Origin of the sequence: Brevibacterium sp. CBA3109 (assembly GCF_040256645.1) — a bacterium.
Taxonomy (GTDB): Bacteria; Actinomycetota; Actinomycetes; order Actinomycetales; family Brevibacteriaceae; genus Brevibacterium; species Brevibacterium koreense.
Window position 1 is genome coordinate 3,614,173 of record NZ_CP158281.1, and the last position, 22,516, is coordinate 3,636,688.

The window sequence follows — 22,516 nt, forward strand, 5'->3', positions numbered from 1 at the left end:
CTATCAGTTGGTGTGAGGATGACAACAGGCGGGGGTGGAGCCTAGGACTGCTCGCCGGACTCAACATCGGCAGGCCCGTTCTCCGCCCACCACTGACGCAGGACCGCTTCGGCGCGCTCAGGCCCCAGCGGTCCGTGCTCCATCCTCTCCTCGAGCAGATGCTTGTAGGCCTTGCCCACCAGCGGTGAGGGTGTGATGTCGAGGATGGCCATGATCTGCCGACCATCGAGGTCAGGACGGATCGCGGCGAGTTCCTCCTGTTCGCTCAGCTTCTCGATCCGGTGCTCCAGATCGTCGTAGGCGAAAGCGAGCCGATCGGCCTTCTTCTTGTTACGGGTGGTCACATCCGCCCGGGTGAGGATGTGCAGGCGTGAGAGCAGCGGTCCGGCGTCGGTGACATAACGTCGCACCGCAGAATCGGTCCACCCGGCATCACCATAGCCATAGAAGCGCAGATGCAGCTCGACCAGGCGACCAACAGCCTTCGTGGTGTCTTTGTCGAAGCGCAGCGCCTTCATCCGCTTCGCGGTCAGCTTCGCACCGACAGCATCGTGGTGATAGAAGGTGACAGCCCCACCAGGCAGGAATCTGCGGGTCGCGGGTTTGCCCACATCGTGCATGAGAGCCGCGAACCGGACGGCGAAATCCGGCACGACAAGATGGTTGGGATCATCAGAGCTCAACCCGGCCTCTCGCTGTTTGGCCGCATACTTCTCTTCGAGCTCCACAGCCTGGCGCAGCACAGTCAGCGAGTGCTGGTAGACGTCCTTGTGACGGTGGTGCTCATCGGTCTCCAGTCGCAGACCCGCGACTTCGGGCAGGACGTGGTCGGCAACATCGGTGCGCACCAGCAGATCGATGCCCGCGGCCGGGTCGATGCCGGTCATCAGCTTGAACAGCTCCACCTGGATGCGTTCGGCCGAGATGATCGCAATCCGATCGGCCATGTCACGCATCGCCGCTTCGACCTCGGCGACGGGATCGAGACCCAGCTGAGCGGTGAAGCGAGCGGCGCGCATCATGCGCAGCGGATCATCGGAGAACGAATCGACGGCCGTTCCCGGGGTCCGGATGACACCCTCGACGAGGTCGGTGAAGCCCTCGAACGGGTCGACGAAGGTCATTGCCGGCAGGCGAATGGCCATCGCACCGATCGTGAAGTCACGTCGGATGAGGTCAGCGTCGAGATCTGTGCCGAATTTCACCGTCGGTTTGCGCGAATCAGGGTCGTAGGCCTCGGCGCGGTAGGTGGTGATCTCGATCTGCACACCGGACTTGATGGCGCCGATGGTCCCGAATTCCCGCCCGATGTCCCAGTGTGTGTCGACCCAGTCGGAGATGAGGGTGAGGATGTCGTCGGGGCGCGCGTCCGTGGTGAAGTCGAGATCGGGCATAGGACGGCCCAGCAGCGCGTCGCGAACGGAGCCGCCGACGAGCGCGAGTTCGAATCCGGCCGCGGCGAAGCGCTTGCCCAAGGGCCCGAGGATGTTCTCGAGCTCATCGAGCTTGTCGTACAGACGGGCGTGCGCGGTCTTCGGATCCACCGAGCTCCTTCGTGTTCTACCGTGGTCGTTCCGATTGGAGACGACTCATCTACAGCCGGGTCCAGCCTACCGGGAGCGCGCCCAACGACACTTCCAAGAATCGCCTACTAAGGTAGGAGAATGACCACACCGATGCCCAAGCCGGGACCACGAGCGTCTCGTCGCACCACGGTAGAGGAGATTTCCGCCGGGGGCATCGTCGTCGACTTCACACATCCGGAACTGACCGTGGCCGTGATCGCCCGGATCAACCGGGCAGGACGGATCGAATGGTGCCTTCCCAAGGGACACCTCGAAGGAACCGAGACCCCCGCTGAGGCGGCTCGACGAGAGGTGGAAGAGGAGACAGGCATCCGCGGGCAGATCGTCTGCCCCCTGGGCTCCGTCGACTACTGGTTCACTGTGACCGGAATCCGGGTTCACAAACTCGTCCACCACTTCCTGCTGCGTGCACGGTCGGGGGCGTTGACCGTGGATAATGATCCTGACCAGGAAGCGATCGACGCCGCGTGGATCCCCTTCAACGATCTGCGCTCCCGGCTCTCCTTCGCCAATGAACGTCGCATCGTTGCCGCCGCCCGCCCGATGGTCGCCCGATTGGAGCAGTGAAACTCATCAGTCGTACGCGTTTCCTCCTCGCCCTGCTGAGCACGGTCCTGCTGCTCGCAGGGTCGGTTTTCGTGTTCCCGCTCATGGGAGTCAGCCCCGCCGCCGGTTCGACCGCTGCCGATGGCACCTCACCGGACGGGAGCACGCCGAGTGAATCCGACGTTTCCATCACCCTCGACGAGGTGACGCCCTGGGTTGATGAGAAGGGCACACTCACAGTGCGCGGCATGATCACGAACTCCACAGATCAGGTGATCTCGAATCCTGATCTGAGTCTGGCGATGTCCACGCAGAAGCTCGATTCCGGACGAAAGATCCAGAGCTGGAAGACCGACCAGTCCCAGAACCGCAGCATCGCCGACCTCGAGAACAACGGTCCCGCCGCCCGCAAAAAGGCCAAGAAAGCCCAGAAGTCGGCACAGGACACAAACGGGAAATCCGACCCGCTGACTGCGGTGGACACCACTTTCGACGATGAGATCGCGGCCGGATCTTCCTCGGAGTTCACGATCTCCGTCCCCGCAGAACAACTCGGGCTTCGGAAGTCCTCCCCGCTCTCGGCCTGGGGTCCGCGCGGTCTGAGCGTGCAGCTCGGCGATGCCACCGGGCGGCTCGCCTCCGAAGTCGGGTTCTCCACCTGGTATCCGAGCCCGAAGTTCGACAAGACCAAGATCAGCATCCTCGCCCCCGTGACGCTTCCGGCTCACACCGCTGACGGCATTATCGACCCCGATGACCTCGACAAGGCGATCGGCAAGGGTGGCTCCCTGACTGCGATCATGAACGTCCTCGACACTCCCGGTGTGGGCATCGCGCTGGACCCCCGGATCATCGCCTCCTTCGAATCTGCTGTAGCCGAACCATCTGGAGACGATGACGCATCAGAACCTGAGAAGAGTGGAGAACCCTCCCCACAGGACACAGAAACGACGGCCAAGGGATCCGATGCCCCCGACATCGATCCCGGCGCGAACTCCAATGACCAGGGCGGCGCCGATGGACTCAGCGCCGACGAAGCTAAGGCCCAGAAAGAGCAGCGCAAGCGCCTCGACACCTGGTATCACGACTTCCTCGACAAGGCGGAGACACACACCGTCATCGCCCTGCCCTATGGCGACCCCGACCAGGCGTCGCTGCTGAATAGCGACCTGAAGAGCCTGGGCACGTTCGCACAGAAGCAGAGGAATATCGTCAAGAAGGTCCTGCCGAAGGCCAAGACCGACATCGCCTGGCCCATCGCCGGCTCTGCGCAGCGCGATCAACTCGATGACTTCGCCGAGGCTGGTGACCAGACCGTGATCCTCAGCAATACCCAGCAACCGTCGCTGGCAGGGATCCACGACAACGCCCATTCGAAGACCCGCATCACGGCGGATGCACAGTCATCGATCGACACCCTGATCACCGATTCGGCTCTCGCGCAGCAGAGCGCGAATATCATCGGTTCCGATCATCCGGCCTCCGGCATCTCAGAATTGGTCGCGACAACTGCCGCGATCCAAGCGGAGACCCCCTACCGGACACGACACCTGCTGCTGCCCATGCCACGCACGGCAGCCTCGGCGGACTGGGAGAATACGGTCAAGGCCGTCGCGGATGCCCCCTGGGTCGATCCATCCGGTATCGATGATCTCCTCGACACCGACGCCGTGCCCCGTGGGCTGCTGCAATCAGGAGCGGACCCGAAGAGCATCGGAGTGAAGGCCATGCAGAGCCTCGCACAGACCCGGGCGACGCAGAAGAAGTTCAACAGCGTGTTCTCTGACACGGCGAGTGCGAATACGCGGCTGGATCGGGAGCTGCTCAGCTGCACCTCGGTCGCGTGGACCCTGGGCGGCAATGCGAAACACTGCGCCGATGGTGCCCGGGCTTCGAGTGAGAAGGTGAGGAACAGCCTCTACCTCGAGAAGGGATCCTCGGTGCTGCTGGTCACCGGTGAGAAGACGACCATCCCTGTGACGATAGTCAACGATTCACTCGCTGAGGCGACCATGAGCATCCGGATGAAGCCAAAGACCCCCCAGTTGCGGGCCGAGTCCACCGAGACCGTCGTCGTGCCCGCCCAGGAGACCATGCGCGTCGACGTTCCCGTCGAAGGCCTGGCCAACGCCGACGTGCCGACGACCATCGAGATGGTGGCCACCGATGACGTCGTCCTGCCGAAGAACGAAACACTGCTTGTCAGGGTTCGGGCCGACTGGGAGAACATCGGCACGGCCGTAGTCGGATTGGCACTGGCCGCCGTGTTCGTGATCGGCTTGATCAAAACGATCTCCCGCGGACGCAGGAAGATCCCCGAACAGCAGCTGGCCGATGCGATGGCCCGTGCGAAGAACGACGAATCGGAAACGAGGTAGGACTTGTCCAAGCTTTCATCATTGGCCAAATCCTCGGCCATCATGACCGCCGGAACCCTGACCTCGCGCATATTGGGCTTGGTCAAAGCTTCGCTGCTGGCTACCGCGCTCGGAATAACAGCCGTTCAGGCCGACGCCTTCGACGTCGCCAACAAGGTGCCCAACACCCTGTATATGCTCCTGGCCGGCGGTGTCGTCAACGCCGTTCTCGTCCCACAGCTTGTGCGGGCCTCGAAGAGGAAGGACGGGGGCCAGGACTACACGAACCGCCTGCTGACCCTGTCTTTCATGATCCTCGCGGCAGTGAGCATCATTGCGACAGCGGCCGCCCCGTTCCTTGTGTGGCTCTACTCTTCGGGGTGGGGTCCGGATCAGATGGCATTGGCCACCGCATTCGCCTTCTGGTGCCTGCCTCAGCTGTTCTTCTACGGCCTCTACACACTCCTGGGACAGGTGCTCAATTCCAAATCCTCCTTCGGCCCGTATATGTGGGCACCGGTGCTCAACAATGTCGTCGCCATCGTGGGGCTCCTCGTCTTCATCATCGTCTTCGGAACGGACAGTGCTTCCCCTCATGGGCTGAGCACCTGGACTCCATTCAAGATCGCTCTCATGGGCGGCTCGGCCACTCTGGGTGTCGCCGCCCAGGCACTCATCCTGATCTGGCCCCTGAAGCGCATCGGCTTCAAATACCGGCCGACCTTCGGCTTCCGCGGAGTCGGCCTGGCCACCGCCGGCAAGGTGGCGTTCTGGACCTTCGCCGCCATGCTCATCGGCCAGATCGGCTTCCTCATCATCTCCCGGGTTGCCGCCGAGGCGTCGGTGCCGGGTGCGGGCAACGCCTCAAACGCCGCTTACACCAACGCCTATCTCGTGTTCATGCTGCCGCACTCACTCATCGCGGTGTCGCTGGCCACGGCACTCTTCACCTCGCTGAGCAGGGACGCCGCCAACAATGACACGAAGGCGGTCGTCGACGACTTCTCCATGGGCGTGCGCATGGTCGGCCTGGTCAATTCCTTTGCCGTGGCCGCGCTCATCGTGCTTGCATCCCCGGTCGCTATGATCATCGCCGGCAGCGGTCGTGACCAAGCCATGGCTGTGGGACTCGTGATCATCACCATGGTGTTCGGTCTCATTCCCTTCAGCGCCAACTACCTGGCACAGAGGGTCTTCTACGCCTATGAGGACGCGAAGACTCCGTTCCTCATCCAACTCCCACAGGTGATCTTCCAATCCCTGGCAGTGCTGTCGGCCTCGATCTTCCCTAAATCGGTGACGGTGGCCATCATCGGCCTGACGATGAGCCTGGGATACCTCTTCGCAATGATCCTGTCGTTCTCGCTCTTGTCGAAGCGCCTGGGCGGGATTGACCTCCGCACAATCCTGACCGCTCATATGAAGTTCTTGGTAGCAGCGTTGTTTGCCGGAATGGCGGGTTATGGACTTCTCTTCTTCTTCCCGGACTTCGCCCTGGCTGGTCGCTGGCAGGCGTTCGTCTCCGCCGCCGGCGTCGGCACGCTCATGCTCGTTGTCTTCCTGGGAGCATGTTTTTTGCTGAAAGTCAGAGAGTTGCATTCGATTATTGGCGTCGTTGCTGGAAAACTAAGAAAATAGCCTGCGTATTGAAGCCCCTCTGGAGGTGGTCACCCTGATCGATATCGAATCCGGCATGATTGTTGCCGGTCGTTACGTCGTATCAACGGTCGACCGTCGGTGGCTCGAAGACAATCCGCAGGCTGGTGCCGTGTGCACGGCCCTCGACGCCATTCTCGATGAACCCGTACTCATCCACGTCGCCGATGCCGATGGTTCCACGGATGTGCTCGAAGCAGCGCGACGGGTCTCCATCCTCGGCGATCATCGTATTGCCCCGACTTTGGATGTCGGTCATTCGAACGGACTCGACTACGTCGTGTCCAAACGCATTGCCGTCACGTCACTGGACAAGATCCTGCCCAAGTCACCGCTGCCCATCGATGCCGCCCGCGCGCTCATCGGCGAGATCGGAACTGTTCTCGTCACAGCTGCCCGACGCGGCCTGTTCCACATGTTCCTGCGTCCGAACACGGTGGGGATCACGACCAAGGGCTCTGTCCTGGTCTCCGGCATCGGCATCGATGCCGCTCTGGCCCTGGGCACAGGAGTGATCCAGCCCGAGGACTACACACCGACGCAGGCATCTCGAGCGGATGCTCTGGGCCTCATCAGGCTGTTCTATGCCGCGATCACCGGCTATTGGCCCGCTGCAGAGGCATTCAACGGGATACCGGCAGCAGGTCGTGAGAATTCCCGCATCGCGAGGGCCAAGTCCCTCAACCCTGAGATCTCCAATGAACTCGATGACTTCGTCAGCGGCATCCTCACCGGATCCGATCCGGGCCCGGGTTCCGTGGCCGAGGTGCTGGGCTACCTGGACGAGTGGGATGCGGAGCTGCTGCGTTACGTCAACCGTGCTCCGGTCCCCGACAACGACAGTGTATTCAACCAGTCGCCGCGCAGCTTCGACGAGGCGACGAGCCTGCCCACGCCACGATCGACGTCGCTGGGTTCGTCCACTGCGAACACAGCCAGCGATGACCAGGTCAAGGCAGCTCTGGTTCGCATCGGCATCACCCGTCCGGGAACTCGCGGACTGGCTGTGGGAGTCGTCGGCAAGACGACGGGACAGTATGCGGACCGTATGCAGATGCGTGAGGCCTCGAGCTTCCCGATCGGCAAAGATCAGCTGGACAATGCCGCCCAGGACTGGGAGGAGTGGGAGCCTGAACAGACCTATTCGCAGTACTCCGCATACGCCGACCATGAGTACGACGAGAATCTGACGTCTCCGATCATGAATCGTGACGCACTGGACTCGGATCCCGACACCCAGGCTATCGACATCGTTTCCGAGGACAGCGTTGACGAGACCGAGGACGACAATGACACCCGCGTCATCATGGATGATGAGGACGACGGGTCGTGGTTCCTCGGTGGAATGTTCGAGACCAATGAGCAGCAGCGCGAGCATCAGCTGCGCGAATACGAACGCGAACGCCGTATCGCCCGGGCCAAGGAAAACGAAGCACGTCGGCGCCTCGCCGCGCTCGAGACAGCCTCGACGTCCAAGCGACAAGAGGCGAACGCCGCCACGCCACCCAAACAGGTGCGCAGACTCTCGCCCACTTCCGTCGACGAGTCGCACGCCGATTCTTCTCGTTCAACTGCGCCCGTTCCTGCAGTCTCACCCGAGCAGAAGTCGGTCGACACCTCTGGAGCTGGAGCGGCAGCCGGATCTGCAGGTATCGCAGGCGCGGCTGCTGACGGGGCGACTGGAGCAACTCGAACTTCCTCGTCGACCGGCTCCGCGGGCCAGAAGAGAACTTCAGCCGAAAACAGGTCTGCGACTGCTGGAGCAACGACTGGCGGTTCGGTTGCTGGTTCAACCGGCGGTGCACCAGCCAAGAGCGCAGCTGGCGGCGGTTCGCCGACCGGCGGCGCGTCCGCCGGGGGATCTGCGAACAATGGCGACGATTCGGATGAGGACTCGTCGAATTCGCGAAAGCCGTTCGCCTGGCTGGTCCTTGCGCTGGTGGTCATCGCGGCCATCGTGATCTCGATCGCAGTCTTCAACTTCACATCCGGCAACGACGAGTCCGGACCGGTCGCCGAGACCTCGGCTCCGGCAAAGACCGATGACGGCAAGGACAAGAAGACAGAGAAGCCCAAGGCAGATCCGCCGAAGATCGACACAGTCACGGCATTGGATCCCGAGGGCGACAATGAGGAGAACAACGACACGGCTGAGGACGTCATCCCCAATACGGAGGGGTCATGGCAGACCGACCGCTACAATTCGGCAGCGTTCGGCAACCTGAAGTCCGGCGTCGGACTGCTGTTCGAACTCGAAGACACCACAATCGTGAAAGAAGTCGAAGTCAAGTCCTCAAACTCGGGCGGATCCTTCGAAATTCGCGACGGCTCCGACCCCGAAAATTCCAAGAAGGTGGGCGAAGGAGTGTTCGACTCGGACGGCGTCACGATCAAGCTTGATGATGACGTCGAGACGGACAACCTGATTCTCTGGGTGACTGAGCTTCCCCAAGGCGAAGGCGGCTTCCGTGCCGTCATCAACACCGTCAACTTCAAGTAGACGCCCGCTCCAGACGTATGTTCCTCGCCTGCCCGGTGCAGACATCAGTGTGAGAGGCAGACACCCGGTGTGGGCAGACTCGACGAACTTCGCCTGAGACCAGATGCGGAATAGTCGCAAGCGCCGTACCGTTATGCGTACGATAGGCAATCTGTGCCGCCATGGAGCGGGACACGAAGAACTCAGCGAGCAGGAACAGGGAATTTTCACATGACTGATACACAACTGGTGATCATCGGGTCGGGGCCGGCCGGATACACTGCTGCCGTTTACGCGGCTCGTGCGAACCTTTCGCCCGTGGTCATTGCAGGTTCTGTGACAGCAGGTGGTGAACTCATGAACACCACCGACGTTGAGAATTACCCCGGATTCCCCGCCGGCGTGCAGGGTCCAGAACTCATGGAGAGCATGCGCGAGCAGGCTGAGAAGTTCGGCGCCGAGGTGATCTACGACGACGTCGAGACCCTCAAGCTGGAGCCCGGCGCACATCAGATTGAAACAGCACTGGGCGCGAAGTACACGGCTCAGGCAGTCATCCTCGCCACAGGATCGGCATACCGCGAACTCAACCTGCCCAATGAGAAAAGACTGTCTGGCCATGGTGTCAGCTGGTGTGCCACCTGCGACGGGTTCTTCTTCCGAAACCAGCACATCGCCGTCGTCGGCGGGGGCGACTCTGCCCTCGAAGAAGCGACGTTCCTCACCCGTTTCGCCTCGAAGGTGACTCTCATTCACCGTCGTCAGGACCTTCGGGCTTCGCAGGCCATGCAGGATCGGGCAGCAGCCGATGAAAAGCTCGAATACCTCCTTGACAGCGAGGTCGCCGAAATTCAGGGCGAGGATTCGCTGACCGGGCTCACTGTTCGCAACACCGTGACAGGTGAGACGTCCCAGTTGCCGGTCACTGGCTTGTTCGTGGCCATCGGTTCGGATCCGCGCACCAGTCTCTTCGGCGACCAGCTCTCGCTGCGCGCCGACGGATATCTCAATGTCGAAGGGCGGACCTCCAAGACCGCAGTCGAGGGCGTCTTCGCTGCCGGCGACGTCATCGATTCTGTCTACAGGCAGGCCATCACGGCTGCAGGATCAGGCTGCTCCGCAGCCCTCGACGCTGAGCACTACCTTGGAGATCTGGAGGCTGTGACAAAGCAGGCCGAGGCCGTCGCGGCTCACGCTTCCAAGGCCACAGCACCGATCGGCTCCTGACAGATGCCTATCGGACGAAATTAACGCCCACCAAGCACCGACTGCGCTTGACCGAACGAGGGCCGATCGGCCACGTTGGGGAATGAAACCTGCGCAACGACTGTTTCCGCTAGAGAACATTGTTACGAGAAAGGCTGCTCATGTCGACAGAAGTCACTGATGCCACGTTCGAAGAAACCGTTTTGAAATCCGACAAGCCAGTACTCGTCGATTTCTGGGCACCATGGTGCGGCCCTTGCCGCATGGTCAGCCCGATCGTGGACCAGATCGCGGAAGAGAATACCGAGAAGCTCACCGTCGTCAAGGTCAACACTGACGAGAACCTCGAGACAGCGAGCAAGTATGGAATCACCTCGATTCCTGCGCTCTACGTCTTCAAGGATGGTGAGGTAGCCAAGACCATCATCGGTGCACGGCCCAAACCGGCGCTTGAGGATGAGCTCTCCGACTTCATCTGATCATGTTCTAAGGCGCCTGTTGTACGATCAACAGGCGCCTTAGGTCTATCCAGATGGCAGACAGGAACACGTTCAGAACCTCGCACAGCAGATTGGCATGGCATTGACTCACAACCCACACCCGCAGTTTTCCCGCGGGGACAGCTCTGAGGTGTTGCCCAACATCAAATCTCAGATGGCTCGCCTGGGACTCAATGTCGGTCAGGCCGAATCTGTCGAATTCGACCGGGCCTTCGAACTCGCAGTTCGACAATTCCAACAGGTGCGAGGGATCCTCTGCGACGGCGTGATGGGCACAGAGACCTTTTCGGAGCTCGAACGGGCCCGATATCAACTAGGAGACAGGGTCCTCCGCTATGACCCCGTCAGAGTCCTTACAGGCGATGATGTACTCAGGCTGCAGCGAACCCTCGCCGGCCTCGGGTTCTACGCGGGCCGCATGGACGCCGAGTACTCGGCAGTCACAGATGCAGCAGTCAAGGAGCTGCAGATGGGTCTCGGGACCAAAGCCGACGGTATAGCCGGACCGCAGACGCTGCGTGGACTCGACGCAATCGATCGCAAACAGGACACCGGCAATCTCTTTGCTCTTGAAGAGCGAGCTCGCGTTGCGGCATCCGGAACATCACTAGCGGGCCGCACATTTGTCATCGAGGCAGCAACTACAGTTGTAGATTTCGAGACTCTGCCGATGACACCCGCCCAATCTGAGACCGAACGACGCATCACTACTGATATTGCAAGTCGACTTGCCGGACGGCTGGAAGCTGTCGGTGCCGGGGCTATAGTTCTGACAGGGGACGCCGTCGAAGTCAACAAGGCTGACCAGCTGGGCGCTTCTGCGGTCATTACCGTCACTGCCGACATCAACAAGGCCAAAGACGCAAACGGGATCGCGACCTTCTTCTTCGGCCACGAGACTCATTCCGATATCAATTCGCCGACCGGTGCACGTCTGGCCGAACTCATCCAAAGTGAGCTCACGGCGCGAACAGGGATGAGAGATTGCAGAAGTCACGCACGGACCTGGTCTTCTTTGAAGCGTCTCCGTACCCCGAAGGTGCATGTAGTAGCCGGCTATCTGACCAATACCGATGACCTCGATAATCTCGAAGACGCTAACGTACGAGATGCGATTGCTGATGGAATAGCCGCTGGCCTGCAGAGACTGTACGTTCGCGAAGACTCAGACCCCGAAACCGGCACACTCAGTCTCGCTGAGATCAAGGCGTACAGCTAAAGGCACAGCACCATATGTTTTACGTGAAACGCGTGCGTGGCTACGACCTTCACGGCGTACCGTCGCCGCAATCCAGAAGCCAGATTCAGCAGTAGTCAGCACGCTGAAGTCCAAACGACCTGCTCGCCTGATCAACCACCACCCCCTGACTTCTGCCAACACCATATCTCTGTGACGCCTCCGCCCATGCAGTGCGGTGCAATGCAGCCTGTGCTCATATGCATGGGTCTGAATGCCGTGCGAAGTTCCAAGGGAACTCGGTGCTCCACCATTGTGCGAGCCTTTGCGCCGATGCAGACGGTCCGGCGCAGATGAGCTAGCCCGGGTTCAGGTACTAAACCTCCAAAGGCGTACTTTTGCAACAGCAATGTATAGGCGCGGATCTGTAGCGCCTGCACCTTCTAATGACCACCTACACACGCGACCCCACAAAGCTGCGCCCTGGTGCATACAAGAACTCAATGCCGTCGACGACACTGCGGCATAAGATCATGCCAGTTCCGAGTCTTGGTCGTGCGGCAGTATATGTTTCACGTGAAACAGGCGGAATGCAATCCAAATTGTAAGTCGATCGGCGTTAAGAGACCCGAGCACACCCGATGCACATCGGATGGAAACACCGGACGGACCGTGGACAACCCATCCGACGAAGCCATAGAGCCAACAAGCCAGGCCCTCAGAGGGATCCGCTCCCCCCGGCAACCCGAAGCATGCAGATCAACCACGATTTCCAGTGCAGCAAGCAGACGCCCGGCGATCTCAAGTGACACGTGAAACCGGCGGGCGTATGGCGAGTCGGGGAAGCTGAATTGAAGAGCTGAACGACCAGCTCTTAACCCGAGGCGAAGCCGACCTATCACATTGCGTCCACATCGGACGGAGTGTGCGCCCCGGACCGGAGAACACCTGGTAGCTGCATAGGTGGGCGTTGCAGCAGTGTTTCAAGCACCTGATGATCTGCGAACAGTTTCACGTGAAACATCGAGCCGACCGTGCCGAAGCAGCAGACTTCGGAGTCACACCGTGATTCGGGGGCGTCGCATATTAGGGAGAGCCTCACAGCAAAACGTAACGCACCGGCTACGGGCTCGGTATCAGGATTGAGCTACCCAATCCATAGCCGCTGGACCCTCGAACCCATCAAACCACCCGACTCGCACGTTCAAGATCCTCTAGCTCGTTCACTATTCACAGATTATAGGTCGCGTTTCACGTGGAACAACCGACGGGCATTTGCAGTAGGACGGATCAACAGCCCCCGACGTTCCTGATCCTTCAAGCGCTCGGCCGATTCCAACTAGCCTCACATAGCCCAATCACACTGGTCCCCGAAAGGTCCCAAATGCGCTAACACGTAAAGACATTACAGTAGCCGCGGGGAGTACCAGAGCGGTGCTTGCTCATGTTTCACGTGAAACGCCGATATATGTGCGCGGTTATGACCGAGGAGAGGTAGCAAATCGGCGGGGCGCGAAGCATAGAGCCGAACTAATGGGATTTCAACCAACTCAGACTGGCTGCGATAAAGGCACTACGGTGATTGGACCTCGCCTTCACCAGCCAGCGACAGGCCCGGGAGTTGCTGCGCGACGATTCGGTAGTAGCCGGGAGGTAGCGCGAGTGCTGTGGAGGGAGCAATACCCGACAATGTGACGCCGCCAACTTCACGACGGCTTTTCCGTCGGTCGCGCACCTTCGCGTCCCCCAAAAGTACCATTGAAGACGCAACGTACGGACCCACTTGGGTGCAGAACTGCCACAGCCCAGTGTCGATACACACGCCTGGTGACAGAGAACATTCTGACCTGAGCATTCCTGGATCAAGAATTGGACGTTTCACGTGAAACGATCGGCGAGACAAGTCCCGATCGTCGTGATCTAGAAATTCGATAGGAGCTGTAAATGGTTCATCAACCTGCACTTGTACCTCTTCCCATGCGTCGGTAGTCGTGCCGTTTAGCCAATTGCATCTGATGTGACCAATTGAAGTCGTGGGTCTCCAGCGATCGAGGACGCTTCGAACCCAGACCGAAACGACAGCGAAAGCCATCGCTATTAGTGTGCTTGCGCAATTCGACTATGAGAATAGAATGCTCTATGTTTCACGTGAAACCCCGCGTTACCGATTGGCATGGTGCCCACCACAGCGATGAGACGGCCACGGAAGGTGACACCGGCCCATACAATTGAGCCTGTACTCGATCGACAACATGAAGAATTTCCGGCATATTCAGACGGCGCCTGCTAAGACAACCTAGGTGCAGACCGGTGGACACAGTCGACATCTAGCCGTCGCAAGATCGACTGACTGCGTACGGAGCCGGCGACGGCCACTCCCAGGGGAGGACCGCTTCACGTGAAACGGTATACTTCATTCACGGTGCCGGATAAAGCCGTTTGGTGCAAAAAGAGTGAAGTCCCTCGCTGAGCAATCAGGGTTTCAGCTATTCGCCAAGGAAACACACGCGATGTTTGTTCCCGTACCAGCGAGACGCGCACCGACAAACAATCCATGAGGGCCCCAGTCCGCAGACAAGCGCCACCACCGGTAAGGGTGTATGGTCAAACGTTTCACGTGAAACGACTAAAGCAAATCGGCAGCATCTATGAGTTGTAGCCTACGTTAACGGGCCAGAGACCGCTGAGTACGATCGAGCGCGACCGCAGACTCGCAGCGGTAGGGAGATACTTTTCCTAGCAATGGTGCGGCTTTCCCGAACGAGGCAACACACGGCACCCAGGTCCTCAACAGTCTCACCACTTCACCGAGCAGCGAAGAAGGTAGGGCGGGTGAGAGAGACTATCGTCCTTCTAACCCGCCCTACCTCCAGCGACGAGGAACCAACTACTCAGTCGGTGTCTCCACACCAAGCAAACTCAGTATTCGATCGAGATCGTTCTGATTAGCGAACTCCACACTCAATTTTCCCTTTTTCTTGCCCACCGTAATGTTGACCTTCGTGTCCAAACGATCTCCAAGACGTTCCGCAACCTCGACAAACTGAGGTGCGACGCGGGTAGTTGCACGTGAAACATTCATAGAGTCGCCACGGTTCAGCAGCACCACGGCTTCTTCGGACGCTCGTACGGAAAGCCCCTCAGCGACAATGCGCTGAGCAAGAACTTCCATGTGCTCCGGTTCCCGCAGGCCCAAGATCGCTCGAGCGTGTCCCGCTGAAATGACTCCAGCCGCAACACGCCGCTGAACCAGCGGTGGCAGACGAAGCAACCGAAGAGTATTGGAAATCTGCGGGCGAGAACGTCCAATCCGTTCGGAGAGTTCTTCCTGCGTACAGCCGAAGTCTTCGAGCAGCTGACCATAGGCAGCGGCCTCCTCCAGCGGGTTCAGTTCTGCACGGTGCAAGTTCTCAAGAAGCGCATCCCGCAACAGATCTGTGTCATCAACGTAGCGAATGATTGCAGGAATGGTCGACAGGCCCGCATCCTTCGTAGCCCGCAGACGACGTTCACCCATGATGAGTTCGAAGCGTTCAGAGTCGCTGGGCTTCTGTCGGACCACGACTGGCTGGAGCACACCGATCTCGCGAATGCTGTGGACAAGTTCGCTGAGCTGGTCTTCATCGAAGAATGTCCGCGGCTGACGAGGATTGGCATCGATGCGATCGACGTCGATCTCACCGAATTCCGTATCCGGGATCGAATCAACACCCGCACGATCGGTATCTTCTCGCGATGGCGAATGGTCATCCTCCGCACCCGCAGCTGGCACCGATGAAGTCGTTGGAGACTTCGACATGCTGTCTACTTCATATGTAGTATTCGCTGTCTGAGCCGCTTCTAAGCTCTGCGCCTCGTCGAAGACCTCATGCCCCGACCTGTAGACCCCAGGATGCGTCTCCGAAACATCGTCGTCATATATCGACGCTTCGTCCCTTCCACCTTCAGTCGGCTCACCGAAATTGGCTTCTACGTCAGGCTCGGCAGTTTCAACGACACGCGATTCCAACACGTCGGTGTTGTTGAGCTCCGGATCCGGTGTGACGTCCACTGCAGCAGAGGACGACGCCGAATCCGACTCTGGCGCGGTCGTTCCCTGTGCGGACGCAGCTGTCGGTCTCGAGCTCACTGCCGCGTCGCTCGTCGGCCTGGTGGACGACCGTCGAGTCGGCGTCTTCGTCCCTGGCGTCTTCGGGCTGGCTGATGCCCCGGGCGTCGACTTACTGCCGGGCGATTTCTTCGCGTCTGTCGTCGCCCCGCTCGTCTTCGCCTTGGATACAGTCTTAGCTGACGGATCTGCGGCCGGGGTGGAATCAGCCGCTCTCGCCCCCGCTGATTTGGCCCCTGCAGCGGCCTTCTTCGACGCGGCTTGAGAAGCGCCGGATTTGGATGAGGTTGCCGCCGCTGCCTTCTTCGTGGAACCAGTCTTCGCGGTCGCACTTTCCACAGCCGCACTCTTCGACGAAGACAGCTCTGAAGCGCCAGCACCCTTCTTGGAGGCCTTATCTGTCGATGATTCTGATGCAGAACCATCCTTAGGCTTACGCCGACGCGAGGACTGCATCGAGGCTGCAGGATCCGTGCGAGCGGCCCGAGGAGCCTTCGGCTCCTCTGTGCTGTGGTCGGCCTCTTCAGCTTCGCCACCGGAGAAGAACACGTCGACTGGACGATCGCTCGACGCCGCATCCGGAATCAAAGCACCTAGCCCACGACCCAATCCACGCTTTCTGCGTTCAGCCACGATTTACTCCTCGTTGTGCGATTTCTTCGGCTGCTTCCCGATAGGACAAAGCGCCACTGGAATGGGGATCATACGAAATGACAGTCTGGCCGTAGCTTGGAGCCTCTGAAATGCGCACGGAGCGCGGAATCGAGGAAGACAGGACCTGTTCGGGGAAATGGGTGCGAACATCATCGGCTACCTGTGCGCTGAGATTTGTTCGGCCGTCGTACATCGTCAGCAAGATGGTGGAGATCGCCAGTTTGGGATTCAGATGCTTCTGGATCAGCTGAATATTCTTGAGCAGCTGGCTCAATCCCTCAAGAGCATAGTATTCACACTGAATCGGGATCAAGACTTCCCGGGCGGCAACGAACGCATTGACTGTCAGGAGGCCGAGGCTCGGAGGGCAGTCCACGATAACGTAGTCGACTCGATTCCCCGCTGCAGCTTCTTCATCGAGATAGAGACTCAGAGATCTCTGCAGGCGCTGTTCTCGCGCGACAAGCGACACCAGCTCGATTTCTGCACCAGCCAAGTCGATCGTCGCAGGCACACATGTGAGGGTCTCGAAGTCGGGGCATTGGGCGACCGCTTCACGCATGGGCACGTCATCGATGATCACATCGTAGATACTGGTCACTTCGGAGTAATGGTCAATGCCCAGAGCGGTGCTCGCATTGCCCTGTGGGTCGATGTCGATCAGCAGAACGTTGAGGTTCTGATTCGCCAGCGCGGCAGCGATATTCACAGCAGTGGTGGTTTTCCCAACGCCGCCCTTCTGGTTGGCGATCGTGAAGATCCGGGTAGAGTCCGGTTGTGGAAAACTCGCCTGGGACAGTCGATCGGCGCGACGATTGTCGCGCGCGATTGCAGCACCTATCGGAGACGACTCGTCCATGATCGGCATTCGGCGCACTCCATCATCCATTGGTTTCACAAAGCTATATTCAGCCTAGACCAAATCTACTTCGTACTATTTCTTGACTATCTCGACGACACGGCTGGGGATATCGAGGATTCCACCGTCGACGATGTGAATCTTCGGCTGAGACAGTCGGTACCGCTTCAACAGCTTCTTCGTCTTCGCCAATTCAGCCTCGACAGAAGCGCCCTTGAGCGCGAGGATCCGTCCGTCAGGACCCATCACTTCATGAGTCCATTCGATGAGAGTCGTCATCGCCTTGACCGCTCGCGAGGTCACGACGGTGAACATCTCCTCATCAACGAGTTCTTCGACACGAGCTCGGACGATACGAACGTTGTCCAGCCCCAAATCCTCGACGACCATTTTCAGCCACTCGACCCGCCGCTCCATCGGTTCAATGAGGACGACCTGCGTTTCAGGGCGAAGCAGGGCAATCGGAATTCCTGGCAGTCCAGCGCCGCTGCCAACATCACCGACGACATCACTGTCATCAATGAACTCAGCTACGACAGCACAGTTGAGGATGTGCCTGGTCCAGAGTCGGTCGATCTCGCGGGGACCGATCAGTCCCCACTCGATGCCGGTGGTTGCCAAATGCTGCGCATACCGCGTTGCCGCTGGGTAGGCAGCTCCAAAGAAGCCTTCGGTACCTGCTGGGGGAACTTCGAGAGCGGAAACGTCAGTCATGGGCAGGACGGACGAGCACATGCCGGCCGTCACTCTCGCCTTCAGACTCCGACACCAAACCGGCCTGGGCAACCTGATCGTGGATGATCTTGCGCTCAAAGCTGTTCATCGGTTTGAAGGCGAATTCGTTGCCCGATGCCTTGACATCTTCGATCGCCTGCTGAGCCTTCTTGATGAGCTCGTCACGACGACTATTGCGGAAGCCGTCGATGTCGAGCATCAGCCAGGATCGCTGACCGGTGCTGGTCTGAACAGCCAGCCGGCTGAGCTCCTGCAAAGCGCCGAGGGTCTTGCCATCACGGCCGACCAGCGTGCGCAGGTTGGAATTCTCGTCGTCCTCGCAGACGATCGACAACTGAGCGCGACCGTCCCCGACATCGATGTCGATGTCGCCGTCGATATCAGCAAGGTCCATCAGTTCTTCCAGGTAGTCCGCTGCGATTTCTCCCTCTTCTTCGAGGAGCTCGGCTCTCGTCGGCTTCGCAGCTTTCTCGGCACCATTGTCTGCGGCACCCGCGTCGACAGGCTCGTCGACGTTGTCATCAACAGTCGTGTCGACATTCTCTTCAGTCATGGTTCTTCCTCAGCGCTTGTTGTTCTTCTTGCGGTTCTTGCTCACCGGTTGCTGCCGCTGACGGCTCTGATTCGAGGTCCGCTCGACAGCTGTGTCGGTGCCGCCCTTGATCTCAGGCTGCTGAACGGGCTTGCCCTTGCGAGCCTTGCGCTCGAGCATCTCCTTCTCTGCCTTGGAGCCGGGGGTGGGCATGTTGCGGATGACCACGTGCTGCTGGCACATCGTCCAGGTGTTCGACACAAGCCAGTAGAAGAGAACACCGAGCGGGAAGTAGAGGCCACCGAAGCCGAAGACGAGAGGCATCACGTAGAGCAGCATCTTCTGCGACTGCATCATCGGATTCGCCATAGCGGACTCCGACATGTTCTTCGCCATCATCTGCTTCTGAGTGACGAACATCGTCGACGCCATGATGACGATGAGCACACCGGTGAGGAGCTTGACACCGATTCCCGGTGTCTCCAAGAACGTCGCGGACAGGGAGATCCCAAAGACCGTCGACTGTTCGGCCTGTTGAGCCAGGGTCTGGGTGAATCCACCGATGGCTCCGACCGACCCATCGGCCACCTTCGGCATGTTGTGAATGACTCGGAAGAGGGAGAAGAAGATCGGCATCTGCACAAGGAGTGGCAGACACGAAGCCCACGGGCTGGTCTTATTATCACGGAACAGATTCATCTGCTCTTCTGCCATGGCCTGACGCGAGTACTGATCTTTCTTGCCCTTGTACTTGGCCTGCAGGCGCTGAATCTGAGGCTGCAGCAGCTGCATCTTCCGCTGAGACTTGATCTGATAGACGAACAATGGAATCAAGATCGCACGCATCACGAGAGTCAGACCCGCAATCGACAGCACCCAGGTCCATCCGTTCGCGGCTGGAAGGCCGATCGCGGTAAAGATCTCATGAAAGATCGCGAGGACCCAAGCAACTACCCACTGCAGTGGGTAGAGCAGCTTGTCCATCCAGTCCATTCAGTACTCCTCGTTACAACGATTCTTCACGATCGTTAATTTTGCCATTGTTCGCAGGTCTTCGCGACACAGAACTCTTGGTCCTGTTCTCGCACGTGCTGGAGGCGGCAGCCTCCGAGCTCTTCGTGATGCACAGATGCGCCGAACTTCTGTTGCACACGGGGCAAGTGTTGTCAGCGGCCCTCTTCGTCATGTATCGAAACTGAGCGAGTCTGGCGGGCTGAACCGGGAACGTGGTCCACCCCACCATGGGAAAAGGGATTGCATCGCAGTATTCGCCACCCAGTTAACACCATTCCCTTGAGAATTCCGTGTATCTCGAAAGCCTCCAGGCCGTACATGGAGCAACTGGGATAGTACCGACAGACCTGTCCATACAGTGGGGACACCGTGACTCGATAGGCTCTGATGAACCACACGAACGGCATGCGCGGTCCGATTCGGATCACCCACCAGACTGTGGGCCAGAAGCCGGCTGGTCTGCGAGGCACCTCCGAGGGGTGTTTCAGATCATGTTCGGCGTCCACGGCTCTCTAGCTTCTTCTGCGCCTTGTCCATCAGCATCGTGACCTCGGACTCAAGCACGGCGAATTCTGCTTCGGCTGCCTGGGGCAATGCTCTGATTACGAATAGAGCTCCGGGATCCAGGCTGTCGAGCCGGACCCGCATGATCTCTCGAAGACGACGTTTCACTCGGTTCCGTCGAACGGCGTTTCCAACGGCCTTGGATACGATGAAACCCACGCGTGCAGCGTGGGAATCATCACTAACTATCAGGCTGTGTGCCATCAAATGGTCCGAGCGCACGCGGACGCCAGCTTTGAAGACTCTTCTGAAGTCGTCTCCGCTGCGGATCCGGTGAGCCGCGGTGATCACACTTATGCCGAAACTTCGGCACGTCCCTTGCGACGACGGGCGGCCAGGATCGAGCGGCCGGCACGAGTGCGCATGCGCAGACGGAAGCCATGCTTCTTGGCACGCTTGCGGTTGTTGGGCTGGAAAGTACGTTTACTCACTTCAAGTCTCCGATTTCTAGGTTGCGGTCGAACGGCTTTGCGTTCTCACAAAAAACGGCGGTGAGAATCTCGACCGCCGAGCACTCCTGTGCATAAGAGCCAAAAGATATTCAAGATAATCGGATGAAGCCCGGTACACAGGACACTCCATCTTAGCCAAGGTCAAAGTTGCTGGTCAAACTCGATGGCGATGTTTCACGTCACTGTCGCGAACTGTTCGCCGAAATTCATCCCCCGCACATCTGCGGTCGTCCACAAGTAACAAGGGTGTAGTTTTCCACATGGTTATCCACCAGTGTGGAGGATTGCTGGGATGACTCGTCAGTTCTCCACAAACTGTGGAAAACTATGTGGAAGTCATACACAGGTGTGGACCGCACCAAAGAGAAGCGACGAAAACGGAGGAAGATTGACGGTGTCGAATTCCAAGAATGAGCTCATCAGCCAATGGCGGAAGGTGGTCTCGACCCTGGATCAGGACCCAAGTCTCACCGCACACCAAAAGGGCTTCCTCTCACTCGCAGTGCCCAAGGCTCTCGTCGACAACGCACTGGTCCTGCTTGCTGTCCGTGATGAGCACACGCGCAGGACCATTGAGACACGACTCCTCGTCCCTCTGACCAAGGAGTTCTCCCACGTTCTTGGTTTCGAGGTGACCTTCGGGTTCGTTGTCGATCCCGAACTCGACGTGCCGATCAGGTTCGAAGATCTCATCGGGGAGCCCACGCCGGGCTCTCCGATCAAAATCGATCCGGAAACATCCACCTCGGCGATGGGATCGGCCGGAGCACCTGCCTATGCACCATCACAGGTCTCATCCACTCAGCCTCAGGCACCGGCCCCATATAACCGCGCGCCACATCCGCAGCCGCAGACACCCAGGTACGGCGACGTTGGACCGGCACCCAACAATGGGGCACCTGTGGAGAGAACGACGCGAGAGATGAAGATCGCCGAGGCGACCGCCGCCCAGTCCACCCCACCGGTCGAGGTCCCCGGCGTCGCCCAGCTCAACCCGAAATACACCTTCGACACCTTCGTCATCGGCGCATCCAACCGCTTCGCACACGCTGCAGCCTTCGCCGTGGCCGAGGCACCGGCCAAGGCCTACAACCCGCTGTTCATCTACGGCGATTCGGGGCTGGGCAAGACACACCTGCTGCATGCGATCGGCTACTACGCGACCCAGCTCTTCCCCGAGATCCGAGTGAAGTACGTCTCGAGCGAAGAGTTCGTCAACGACTTCATCAATACGATCGGTTCGTCGAAGACCTCGAACTCTCTGCGACCTGCGTTCCAGCGTCGCTACCGCGAGGTCGACATCCTGATGATCGATGACATCCAGTTCCTGCAGGGCAAGGATGCGACGGTCGAAGAGTTCTTCCACACATTCAATGCACTGCACAACGAGGTCAAACAGGTTGTGATCACCTCCGACAAGCCGCCGAAGATGCTCAAGGGCTTCGAAGAGCGTCTGCGCTCGCGCTTCGAATGGGGCCTCCTGACAGACGTGCAGCCCCCGGACATGGAGACGCGCTTCGCTATCCTGCGACGGAAAGCGGCTGGAGAACAGCTCGATGTTCCCAATGACGTCCTCGAATACATCGCATCGCGGATCTCCTCGAACATCCGCGAGCTCGAGGGAGCACTCATTCGTGTCACAGCCTTCGCCAACCTCAACGATCAGCAAGTCGACGTCAGTCTGGCCGAGACCGTCCTCAAAGATTTCATCACCCAGGACGACACCCCGACCATCACCGCTGCCGACATCATGGGTCAGACCGCTGCCTACTTCAGCCTCACCCTCGATGATCTGTGTGGCACGTCCCGCTCTCGGACCCTGACCACTGCCCGCCAGATCGCAATGTATCTGTGCCGTGAACTCACGGAGCTGTCCCTGCCGAAGATCGGCCAGGCCTTCGGCGGCCGCGATCACACCACCGTGATGCATGCGAACAAGAAGATTCGAACTCAGATGGCCGAACGACGGGCGGTCTACACTCAGGTCACCGAGTTAACAAACCGCATTAAACAGCAACATCGCCTATAGAACACGGTATACACATCTGTGGATAACCATGGGGACAAACCTCGTATCCTGGGGATAGAATG

The 22,516-nt window shown here is 59.3% G+C and carries 18 protein-coding genes; 9 read left to right on the forward strand and 9 right to left on the reverse strand.

The genetic code is table 11. The annotated features are described in order from the left end of the window. Positions 1 to 41: 41 nt before the first annotated feature. Positions 42 to 1,544, reverse strand: coding sequence for a CCA tRNA nucleotidyltransferase (locus AAFP32_RS16430; protein ID WP_350270037.1), 1,503 nt, complete (start codon positions 1,542 to 1,544; stop codon positions 42 to 44). Between the two features lie 120 nt (positions 1,545 to 1,664). On the opposite strand from AAFP32_RS16430, the gene AAFP32_RS16435 reads away from it, so the two are divergent. From AAFP32_RS16435 to AAFP32_RS16465, 7 genes are all read left to right on the forward strand, one after another. Further along, the gene (locus AAFP32_RS16435; RefSeq protein ID WP_101618914.1) at positions 1,665 to 2,153 is read left to right on the forward strand and encodes an NUDIX domain-containing protein; all 489 of its coding nucleotides are present in this window, start codon (positions 1,665 to 1,667) and stop codon (positions 2,151 to 2,153) included. Continuing rightward, the gene (locus AAFP32_RS16440) at positions 2,150 to 4,510 is read left to right on the forward strand and encodes a DUF6049 family protein (RefSeq protein WP_350270038.1); all 2,361 of its coding nucleotides are present in this window, start codon (positions 2,150 to 2,152) and stop codon (positions 4,508 to 4,510) included. Before AAFP32_RS16435 ends, AAFP32_RS16440 begins: the two co-directional genes overlap by 4 nt. 3 nt (positions 4,511 to 4,513) lie before the next feature. Then, positions 4,514 to 6,127 carry a murein biosynthesis integral membrane protein MurJ gene (murJ, locus tag AAFP32_RS16445; protein ID WP_350270039.1) on the forward strand — a complete coding sequence of 538 codons (1,614 nt, stop codon included), beginning with the start codon at positions 4,514 to 4,516 and terminating at the stop codon, positions 6,125 to 6,127. Positions 6,128 to 6,152: 25 nt separating this feature from the next. Beyond that, positions 6,153 to 8,645, forward strand: a complete 2,493-nt coding sequence (locus AAFP32_RS16450; protein WP_350270040.1) for a virulence factor MviN — start codon at positions 6,153 to 6,155, stop codon at positions 8,643 to 8,645. 210 nt (positions 8,646 to 8,855) lie between these two features. Continuing rightward, entirely contained in the window at positions 8,856 to 9,851 is a 996-nt protein-coding gene (gene trxB / locus AAFP32_RS16455; protein ID WP_350270041.1) for a thioredoxin-disulfide reductase, read from the forward strand. Positions 9,852 to 9,991: 140 nt separating this feature from the next. Further along, on the forward strand, positions 9,992 to 10,309 hold the full coding sequence (gene trxA, locus AAFP32_RS16460; RefSeq protein ID WP_350270042.1) for a thioredoxin: 318 nt from the start codon (positions 9,992 to 9,994) through the stop codon (positions 10,307 to 10,309). A gap of 175 nt (positions 10,310 to 10,484) precedes the next feature. Then, the gene (locus AAFP32_RS16465) at positions 10,485 to 11,549 is read left to right on the forward strand and encodes a peptidoglycan-binding protein (RefSeq protein ID WP_350270043.1); all 1,065 of its coding nucleotides are present in this window, start codon (positions 10,485 to 10,487) and stop codon (positions 11,547 to 11,549) included. Between the two features lie 2,845 nt (positions 11,550 to 14,394). On the opposite strand, the gene AAFP32_RS16470 is transcribed toward AAFP32_RS16465, so the two are convergent. Then, positions 14,395 to 15,558, reverse strand: coding sequence for a ParB/RepB/Spo0J family partition protein (locus tag AAFP32_RS16470; protein ID WP_350270044.1), 1,164 nt, complete (start codon positions 15,556 to 15,558; stop codon positions 14,395 to 14,397). On the opposite strand from AAFP32_RS16470, the gene AAFP32_RS16475 reads away from it, so the two are divergent. Then, entirely contained in the window at positions 15,548 to 15,880 is a 333-nt protein-coding gene (locus tag AAFP32_RS16475; protein WP_350270045.1) for a hypothetical protein, read from the forward strand. The two genes, AAFP32_RS16470 and AAFP32_RS16475, sit on opposite strands and share 11 nt — an antisense overlap. 360 nt (positions 15,881 to 16,240) lie before the next feature. Here the strand turns inward: AAFP32_RS16475 and AAFP32_RS16480 are convergent, their stop codons facing one another. From AAFP32_RS16480 to rpmH, 7 genes are all read right to left on the reverse strand, one after another. After that, positions 16,241 to 17,137: a ParA family protein gene (locus AAFP32_RS16480; RefSeq protein WP_350270046.1), complete on the reverse strand. Its 897-nt coding sequence runs from the start codon at positions 17,135 to 17,137 to the stop codon at positions 16,241 to 16,243. Between the two features lie 66 nt (positions 17,138 to 17,203). Continuing rightward, positions 17,204 to 17,842: a 16S rRNA (guanine(527)-N(7))-methyltransferase RsmG gene (gene rsmG / locus AAFP32_RS16485; RefSeq protein WP_350270047.1), complete on the reverse strand. Its 639-nt coding sequence runs from the start codon at positions 17,840 to 17,842 to the stop codon at positions 17,204 to 17,206. Continuing rightward, a complete protein-coding gene (locus tag AAFP32_RS16490) occupies positions 17,835 to 18,416 on the reverse strand; it encodes a protein jag (protein ID WP_350270048.1) in 582 nt (193 codons plus the stop codon). The genes rsmG and AAFP32_RS16490 overlap by 8 nt, the downstream gene beginning before the upstream one ends. 9 nt (positions 18,417 to 18,425) lie before the next feature. Continuing rightward, a complete protein-coding gene (yidC, locus tag AAFP32_RS16495) occupies positions 18,426 to 19,388 on the reverse strand; it encodes a membrane protein insertase YidC (protein WP_350270049.1) in 963 nt (320 codons plus the stop codon). A 173-nt stretch (positions 19,389 to 19,561) separates the two neighbouring features. Further along, a complete protein-coding gene (yidD, locus tag AAFP32_RS16500; protein ID WP_350271511.1) occupies positions 19,562 to 19,816 on the reverse strand; it encodes a membrane protein insertion efficiency factor YidD in 255 nt (84 codons plus the stop codon). Between the two features lie 82 nt (positions 19,817 to 19,898). Then, the gene (gene rnpA / locus AAFP32_RS16505) at positions 19,899 to 20,264 is read right to left on the reverse strand and encodes a ribonuclease P protein component (protein ID WP_350270050.1); all 366 of its coding nucleotides are present in this window, start codon (positions 20,262 to 20,264) and stop codon (positions 19,899 to 19,901) included. A gap of 2 nt (positions 20,265 to 20,266) precedes the next feature. Then, positions 20,267 to 20,404, reverse strand: coding sequence for a 50S ribosomal protein L34 (rpmH, locus tag AAFP32_RS16510; RefSeq protein WP_009882743.1), 138 nt, complete (start codon positions 20,402 to 20,404; stop codon positions 20,267 to 20,269). Positions 20,405 to 20,819: 415 nt separating this feature from the next. On the opposite strand from rpmH, the gene dnaA reads away from it, so the two are divergent. After that, a complete protein-coding gene (dnaA, locus tag AAFP32_RS16515) occupies positions 20,820 to 22,454 on the forward strand; it encodes a chromosomal replication initiator protein DnaA (protein WP_350270051.1) in 1,635 nt (544 codons plus the stop codon). Positions 22,455 to 22,516 lie beyond the last annotated feature (62 nt).